Here is a 7,642-nt window from a genome sequence, read left to right on the forward strand (position 1 = left end):
GCCGGACAGGCCACGGTGCGTCACTCGCGCCCCTCGTGGCCGGTCCGGTCCCCTGCCCCGGAACTCCCTTTCCGCAGCGCGGTTCCGGCGGGCAGCCCTCCGTGGGCGGTCAGGAGGACGGCGGTTCGGAGCCCACCAGCCACATCGCGAAGAACTGGGCGCCGCCGCCGTAGGCATGGCCCATGGCCCGCCGCGCCCCCGGCACCTGGTGCTCGCCGGCCTGCCCGCGGACCTGGAGCGCGGCCTCGGCGAAGCGGATCATGCCGGAGGCCCCGATGGGGTTGGTGGAGAGGACCCCGCCCGAGGGGTTGACCGGGAGGTCGCCGTCGAGTTCGGTCACCCCGGCCTCGGTGAGCTTCCAGCCCTCGCCCTCCGCCGCGAAGCCGAGGTTCTCCAGCCACATCGGCTCGTACCAGGAGAACGGCACGTACATCTCGACCGCGTCGATCTGCCGGCGCGGATCGGTGATGCCCGCCTGCCGGTAGACGTCGGCGGCGCAGTCCTTGCCGGCCTGCGGGGAGACGAAGTCCTTCCCGGCGAACAGCGTGGGCTCGCTGCGCATCGCGCCGCCGTGCACCCAGGCCGGCGGGCGCGGCACGCGGGCCGCGCCGGACCGGTCGGTGAGGACCATCGCGCAGGCGCCGTCCGAGGACGGGCAGGTCTCGGAGTAGCGGATCGGGTCCCACAGCATCGGGGAGGCCTGCACCTTCTCCAGCGTGATGCCGTGCTCGTGCAGGTGCGCGTACGGGTTCTTCAGCGCGTTGCGGCGGTCCTTGTACGCGACGAGGGAGCCCACGGTGTCGGGGGCGCCGGTGCGCCGCATGTACGCCCGCACGTGCGGGGCGAAGAAGCCGCCCGCGCCGGCCAGCAGCGGCTGCTGGAAGGGCACGGGGAGGGAGAGCCCCCACATGGCGTTGGATTCGGACTGCTTCTCGAAAGCGAGGGACAGGACCGTGCGGTGGACCCGCGCGGCGACCAGGTTGGCGGCCACCAGGGCCGTGGAGCCGCCGACGGATCCGGCCGTGTGGACGCGGAGCATCGGCTTGCCGACGGCACCGAGGGCGTCGGCGAGGTACAGCTCCGGCATCATGACGCCCTCGAAGAAGTCCGGGGCCTTGCCGATGACGACGGCGTCGATGTCGGCCCAGGTCAGCTCGGCGTCGGCGAGGGCCCGGGTGGCGGCTTCGCGGACCAGTCCGGCGATGGACACGTCGTGGCGGGCGGCGACGTGCTTGGTCTGGCCGATGCCGACGACCGCCACCGGCTCCTTCCCGGCCGCCGGTGCCGTGGCCTTGCTCATGACTCCCCCTCGAGGACGGCGACCAGGTTCTGCTGGAGGCACGGGCCGGACGTGGCGTGCGCGACGGCCCGGTCGGAGGCGCCGCGGTGGATACGGGCGGCGGCCTCGCCGATGCGGATCAGGCCGGCCGCCATCACGGGGTTGGCGGCCAGGGCGCCGCCCGAGGGGTTGACGGTGACCGAGTCGTCCAGGCGGAGGGCCTTGCGGAGCACCACCTCCTGCGCGGAGAACGGCGCGTGGAGTTCGGCCGTGTCGACGGGCCGGTCGAACAGCCCGGCGCGTTCGGCCGCGGTCCGCGCCGACGGCGAGTCGGTGAGGTCGCGCAGGCCGAGGGAGTGCGCCTCGATGCGGTGGTCGATGCCGGTGATCCAGGCGGGGCGCCGGCACAGCCGGCGGGCGGTGTCGCCGGCCGCGAGGACCACCGCGGCGGCTCCGTCGCCGATGGGCGGGCAGTCCCCGGTGCGCAGCGGCCGGACCTGGTAGTCGCCCGGGGGGACGGTACCGCGGAGCTGGGCGTGCGGGTTGGCCTCGGCGGCGGCCCGGCTGCGGGCGCCGATGGCGGCGAGGGCGGGTTCGTCGGTCTCGCCGGCGTCGATGAGGGCCTGGGCCTGGAGGGCGGCCAGGGCCACCGAGTCGGGCCACAGCGGGGCGAGGTAGTAGGGGTCGAGCTGCCGGGTGAGGACGTCGCGGAGCGGACCGGGCGAGGACTTCCCGTACGAGTAGACGAGCGCGGTGTCGGCCTCGCCGGTCTGGAGCTTCACCCATGCCTCGTAGAGGGCCCAGGCACCGTCCATCTCCACGTGGGACTCGGAGATGGGCGGCCAGGCGCCGACCCCGTCGAGGGTCATGGTGAAGGAGAAGGCGCGACCGGCGAGGTAGTCCGAGGATCCGGAGCAGGTGAAGCCGATCTCCCCGGCCTTGAGTCCGGTGTGCCGCAGCACCTCGTGCAGGACCGGCATGACCATCTCGACTTCGCTGAGCTCGTCGGTGCGGCGCAGGTGGTCGCTCTGCGCGAAGGCTACGACGGCGACCTCGCGCGCGTATCGGTTCCGCTGCGGCACTCGGTTCCCGTTCGCGTCGGTCATAGCAGCTCCTTGTACGTGTCGTACTCGGCGTCGGGTTCGCCGGTGGGGCGGTAGTGGTCGGGGTAGCGGCCGCCTTCGGTCCACACGGGTTCGACGCGCAGGCCCATCCGGACCTGGTCGTAGGGGATGCCGCCGATCCGCCCGTGGAGGGCAAGGCCCGCTCCGTCCAGGGCGATGTGCGCGTAGACGTACGGCACCTCGATGTCGAGATTCTTCGCCTTGATGTTGACGATGCAGAAGGTGGTGACCGTGCCTGCCGGACCGACCTCCACCCGGTCGGTGGTGGCGACCCCGCAGGTGGGGCAGGCCCCGCGGGGCGGGACGTACACCTTGTGGCAGGAGGGGCAGCGCTCGCCGACGGTCCGCCGCTCGGAGAGGGCGGCGATGTACGCGGTCTGGGCGCGGCCCGGGCTGTAGGTGTAGTCGAGCCGGGCGGGCGCGACGATGCCGGTGACCGGGTCGGCGAAGGCGCCGTCGTGCGGGGCGGGTTCCGCCGCGGGAGCGGTGTCGTCCGCGGGCTCGAAGCATGCGATGTCGGTGATGGCGCCGGTGCGTTCGGCGGCCCAGCGGATCCGGACCCGCATACCGGTGCGCACGGCGTCGGGGCCGGGAGCGTCGAGGGCGTGCAGGAGGGCGGTGCCGGCGCCGTCGAGCCGTACGAGGACCCAGGCGAAGGGGGTGGCCAGGGGCTGGTTCGGGCGGGGGTGGTCGTTCCAGGCGAAGGTGGTGACGGTGCCGGTGGGTTCGAGCTCGACCAGTTCGCGGAGCTCCTCGGCGGTGACCGGGTCGTACTCGACGGGCGGGACCATCACCGTGCCGTCGGAGGTCTTCACGCCGAGGACGACGCGCTCGCGCAGGCCCGTGAGGAAGGCGCTCTGGACGGGTCCGAGGGACCGGGTGAAGGGGAACTCGACGACGAGGGGGGCGCGGAGCAGGTCGGGCGGGGGCGCGGCTTGCGTCATGGGGGGTCTCCGAATCTGCGGATCCCGCGGCTGCGGGGCGTACGGCGACGGGCGGCGGGCGAGGGCGACGGGCGCGACGAGGGGCGGCGGACTGCTGACGTACGGCGCGGGCGGTCTCAGGCGCGGCGGTACACCGGGGGGCGCTTCTCGGCGAAGGCGCGGGCGCCCTCCTTCGCGTCGGCCGTGTCGAAGACCGGCCAGCCCCGGGTGAGTTCGGCGGCGAGGCCCTCGGTCTCGGTCATCTCGGCGGTCTCGTAGACCGAGGCCTTGACGGCCTCGACGGCCAGCGGGCCGCACGCGTTGATCTGCCCGGCGATCTCCAGGGCCTTGGCGAGGGCCGTGCCGTCGGGGACGACGTGACCGACCAGGCCGACGCGGGCGGCCTCGTCGGCGGTGTACGGGCGGCCGGTGAGCAGCATTTCCAGCGCGTGGGTGCGCGGGATCTGGCGCTGCAGGCGGACCGTGGAGCCGCCGATCGGGAACAGTCCTCGTTTGACCTCGAAGAGGCCGAAGGTGGCGCCGGCTCCGGCGACGCGGATGTCGGTGCCCTGCAGGATCTCGGTGCCGCCGGCCACGCAGTAGCCCTCGACGGCTGCGATCACGGGTTTGCGCGGCCGGTGGTGGCGCAGCATCGCCTTCCAGTGCAGGTCCGGGTCGGCCTTCAGGCGGTCCCGGTAGTGGTCGCCGTCCATGCCCCGGCCGGCCAGGGCCTTCAGGTCCATGCCCGCGCAGAAGTCCCCTCCGGCGCCGGTGAGCACGATCGAGCGGATCGTGTCGTCCTCGTCGGCCTCCAGCCAGCCGTCGTACAGGCCGACCAGCAGGGGCAGCGAGAGCGCGTTCTTGGCCTCCGGCCTGTTCATGGTGAGCACCAGTGTGGCGCCCTGCCGTTCCACTGTCAGGTGTTCCGTCCCACCCATTGCCGTCCTCCCGTCCTCGCGACTAGAACAGGTTGCAGGAGGGGCGGGTGCAGTTCAATAGCTTTCTGACGCCTAGTCAGATTAATTCGCCGGGCCTCTTCCCTGTTGCGGTGGGCGGCGATCTAATGACCGCCGTCGGGCCCCGTACGGGCACGGCACGGCACGGGGGCATCGCACGGGGAACTGCACGGGGACGTGAACCAGGGCGCCTGACAGAGGGCACGGGATCAGGAGGAACGGTGGAGTACAACCTTGCCGACCTGTTCGAGTCGGTGGTCGACGTGGTGCCGGACCGTGAGGCCCTCGTGTTCGTGGACCACCCCGGAACCGGTGCCGAGCGCCGGCTGACGTACCGGGAGCTGGACGACGCGGCCAACCGCCTCGCCCACCACCTGCTGGACAGCGGGCTCCGCACGGGCGAACACCTGGGCCTGCACCTCTACAACGGCGTCGAGTACCTGCAGACGGTGCTCGCCTGCCTCAAGGCCCGCCTGGTGCCGGTGAACGTGAACTACCGTTACGTGGAGGAGGAGCTGGTCTACCTCTACAACGACGCCGACTTGGCCGCGCTCGTCTTCGACGCGGAGTTCACCGAACGGGTGGCGGCGGCACTGCCGCAGACCACGAAGCTGCGGCACCTGGTCCGGGTGGGGGAACCGCCGGCCGAGGCGCCGGCCCTGGACGTGGTGGAGTTCGCCGGGGTGGAGGCCTCGGGCTCCCCGGAACGGGGGTTCGGCCCCCGCTCGGCCGACGACCTGTTCATCATCTACACGGGCGGCACCACCGGCATGCCCAAGGGCGTGATGTGGCGCCAGGAGGACCTGTTCTTCGCCGGGCTGTTCGGCGGCGCGCCCTCGGGCGAGCCGGTGAAGCGGCCGGAGGAGCTGGCCGAGCGGGTGGCCGCGGGCGGTGCGGGGCTGACCTTCTTCCCCGCTCCCCCGCTGATGCACGGCACCTCGACACTGACCTCGTTCGTGGCCTTCAACTACGGGCAGCGGATCGTCATCCACCGCAAGTACGCGCCCGAGGAGGTGCTGCGCACCATCGAGAAGGAGAAGGTGTCGAGCATCTCCCTGGTCGGCGACGCGATGCTGCGGCCCCTGATCGACGCGCTGCGCGGCCCGCTGCGGGGCACGGACATGTCCTCCTTGTTCAGCATCTCCTCCTCCGGGGCGATCATGTCGGAGACGGTCCTTGCCGAGCTGCGGGAACTGGTGCCCAATGCCCTGCTCCTGAACAACTTCGGCTCCTCGGAGTCGGGGTCCAACGGCAAGGCGACGGACGACTCGGGGCCGGAGAAGGGCTTCCGGCTGGAGGTGAACGAGCGCACCGCGGTCGTCGACCCGGTGACGCACGAGCCGGTCGCGGTCGGCGAACCCGGACGCCTGGCCCAGCGCGGCCACGTACCGCTGGGCTACTACAACGACCCGGCGAAGACCGCGGAGACCTTCTTCCGGCGGGACGGCGAACGGTGGGTCCTGCTGGGCGACATGGCGACGGTCGACGAGTCGGGCATCGTCACGGTCCTGGGCCGCGGCTCGCAGTGCATCAACACCGGCGGCGAGAAGGTGTACCCGGAGGAGGTCGAACAGGCCCTGAAGGCGCACCCGGACGTCTACGACGCGCTGGTCGCCGGGGTCCCGGACGCGAAGTGGGGCAACCACGTGGCGGCGGTGGTCCAGGTCCGCGCGGGCGCGGCGGTCCCGACCCTGGAGGAGATCCAGACCCATTGCCGGACGAAGCTGGCGGGGTACAAGATCCCCCGCCAGCTGGTGGTCACCCCGGAGATCCGCCGGTCGCCGAGCGGCAAGGCGGACTACCGCTGGGCCAAGGAGGTCGCCGCGGCGGCGGACGCTTCCGGCGCCGGCGCGTAGCCGTACGCCGCCACGTGCTGCGCACCCGACTCCCCGGCGCTGCGCGTGCCTGCGCGCTCGCCCCTACTTCCCGAAGTCCGGTCCGCAGAACTGGTTGGGGTCGCAGCTCTGCGGGCACGTGTCCGGCTGGCAGCTCTGCGGGCAGCCGTCGGGCACGCACTGGGGGGTGGGGTCGCCGCTGTCGGGCACGCAGCCGGGGCTCTGCGGGCAGTCGCCCGGTCCGCAGGGCCCGACGTCCGGTGTGCAGTACGGCTGGGGTTCGCAAGGGTTCGAGGGGTCACAGGGCTTCCCCCGGTCCGCGTGGGACTGCGCCCGGGGGACCCACACCTCCTCGCGGATGGTCTTCCGCATGCGGTCGAGCGGGCCGCCCCGCAGGATCTGCCCGAGCTCCTCCTCCAGTACGTTGCCGACCGGCCACTCCCGCGCCATGACGCAGGCGTACGCCGTCCCGTCGGGGCTCACGCACAGCCGCCCCCGCCAGCAGTGGCCGCACAGCCCGGAGAGCTGCGCGTCCTGCGCCATGACCTCCTGCGCGCGGCCGAACTCGCGGATCTCGCCCACGCGCACGGAGTCGACGCCCATGCCGTGCAGGAACTCCTTCGTGCGCTCGATGGCGTCCTGGCCCTGGTCGATGGCGATCACCGCGGCGCGGACGGTCACCCCGCGCTCGACGAGGCGGCGGAGGTTCCGGACAGTCCGCTCGTGGCTGGACCGCACCTTGGTCACCCGGTCGTGCTCCGCCGAGTCGTGCGAGTACACCGACGTCGCGAAGGCGATGTCGTTCCCGGCCGCGTAGTCGAGCGTCTCGTCGCTGAGGTGCGTCAGGTTGGTGAACACCTCGACGAACTCGTAGCCGATGTGCTTCGCCCTGGCCACGAGGTGGCCGAAGTGCGGGCTCAGCTGCGGTTCCCCGCCGATGAACTGCACCTTCCGGCAACCCAGCGCGTAGGCGTCCTCCATGACCTTCTCGTAGTGGTCCTTCGAGAGGAGGTCGCGGTGGCCGCTCTGCGGGTGCGAGTCCGTGTAGCAGTGCACGCACTGCAGGTTGCAGCGATTGGTCAACTCCAGCCAGAGGAAGTCCAGCCAGACCGAGTCCTCGCGGACCGGGTCCTCGCAGACCGCTTCCGCGCAACCCTGACCTTCCATTTCGCCCCACACTCCCTGCCCTCGGGACCTGCCGCCGGCCCTCACCCCTGCCACTGTCCCACCGGCCTCCCGCCGCGATCCGCGCAGACGTACCGACCAGACGGGTGTTTCGCGGGAGGCGGGTGGTTCCCGGGAGCGGGGTGTTTCACAGGAGAGGGGCGTTCTTCACGGCAGCGCACCGCGCCGTGCCGCGCGGGAGACGGGGCACGGGGATGAGTGTGGTGAGCAGGAGGCTAGGCCTGTCCGGCGGATCATGGCCAGGGCCGCGCCGCCTGGCACGGCACCTCGCCGCGTTGCCGGAGCGGGACAAAAAACCCCCCCGCGGGGGGGCTCCTCCAACCCTCGCGCGCCCCCCCCC

6 protein-coding genes are annotated in these 7,642 nt (G+C 72.4%); 1 reads left to right on the forward strand and 5 read right to left on the reverse strand.

Features of this window, described 5'->3' with window-relative positions; genetic code table 11:
- Window positions 1-109 precede the first annotated feature (109 nt).
- The 4 genes from AC067U_RS27205 to AC067U_RS27220 all read right to left on the reverse strand — a co-directional run bounded on the left by AC067U_RS27205 (window position 110) and on the right by AC067U_RS27220 (window position 4,264).
- Window positions 110-1,300 carry a thiolase domain-containing protein gene (locus tag AC067U_RS27205; RefSeq protein WP_478832399.1) on the reverse strand — a complete coding sequence of 397 codons (1,191 nt, stop codon included), beginning with the start codon at window positions 1,298-1,300 and terminating at the stop codon, window positions 110-112.
- Window positions 1,297-2,385, reverse strand: a complete 1,089-nt coding sequence (locus tag AC067U_RS27210) for a thiolase domain-containing protein (RefSeq protein ID WP_478832400.1) — start codon at window positions 2,383-2,385, stop codon at window positions 1,297-1,299. The genes AC067U_RS27205 and AC067U_RS27210 overlap by 4 nt, the downstream gene beginning before the upstream one ends.
- Window positions 2,382-3,347 (reverse strand): Zn-ribbon domain-containing OB-fold protein, encoded by a 966-nt coding sequence (locus AC067U_RS27215; RefSeq protein WP_478832401.1) that lies wholly within the window; start codon window positions 3,345-3,347, stop codon window positions 2,382-2,384. Before AC067U_RS27215 ends, AC067U_RS27210 begins: the two co-directional genes overlap by 4 nt.
- A gap of 116 nt (window positions 3,348-3,463) precedes the next feature.
- Window positions 3,464-4,264, reverse strand: coding sequence for a crotonase/enoyl-CoA hydratase family protein (locus AC067U_RS27220; RefSeq protein WP_478832402.1), 801 nt, complete (start codon window positions 4,262-4,264; stop codon window positions 3,464-3,466).
- 239 nt (window positions 4,265-4,503) lie between these two features.
- Here AC067U_RS27220 and AC067U_RS27225 point away from each other — a divergent pair, with 239 nt between their 5' ends.
- Window positions 4,504-6,138: an acyl-CoA synthetase gene (locus AC067U_RS27225; protein WP_478832403.1), complete on the forward strand. Its 1,635-nt coding sequence runs from the start codon at window positions 4,504-4,506 to the stop codon at window positions 6,136-6,138.
- A 63-nt stretch (window positions 6,139-6,201) separates the two neighbouring features.
- Here AC067U_RS27225 and AC067U_RS27230 read toward each other — a convergent pair whose 3' ends face one another.
- A complete protein-coding gene (locus AC067U_RS27230; RefSeq protein ID WP_478832404.1) occupies window positions 6,202-7,284 on the reverse strand; it encodes a radical SAM protein in 1,083 nt (360 codons plus the stop codon).
- Window positions 7,285-7,642 lie beyond the last annotated feature (358 nt).

It is taken from the genome of Streptomyces sp. NPDC043853, assembly GCF_056436025.1.

Excerpts from the sequence above, each read along its gene's own strand:
- AC067U_RS27205 (WP_478832399.1), bottom strand. The coding sequence starts at position 1,300 with ATGAGCAAGGCCACGGCACCGGCGGCCGGGAAGGAGCCGGTGGCGGTC.
- AC067U_RS27210 (WP_478832400.1), bottom strand. The coding sequence starts at position 2,385 with ATGACCGACGCGAACGGGAACCGAGTGCCGCAGCGGAACCGATACGCG.
- AC067U_RS27215 (WP_478832401.1), bottom strand. The coding sequence starts at position 3,347 with ATGACGCAAGCCGCGCCCCCGCCCGACCTGCTCCGCGCCCCCCTCGTC.
- AC067U_RS27220 (WP_478832402.1), bottom strand. The coding sequence starts at position 4,264 with ATGGGTGGGACGGAACACCTGACAGTGGAACGGCAGGGCGCCACACTG.
- AC067U_RS27230 (WP_478832404.1), bottom strand. The coding sequence starts at position 7,284 with ATGGAAGGTCAGGGTTGCGCGGAAGCGGTCTGCGAGGACCCGGTCCGC.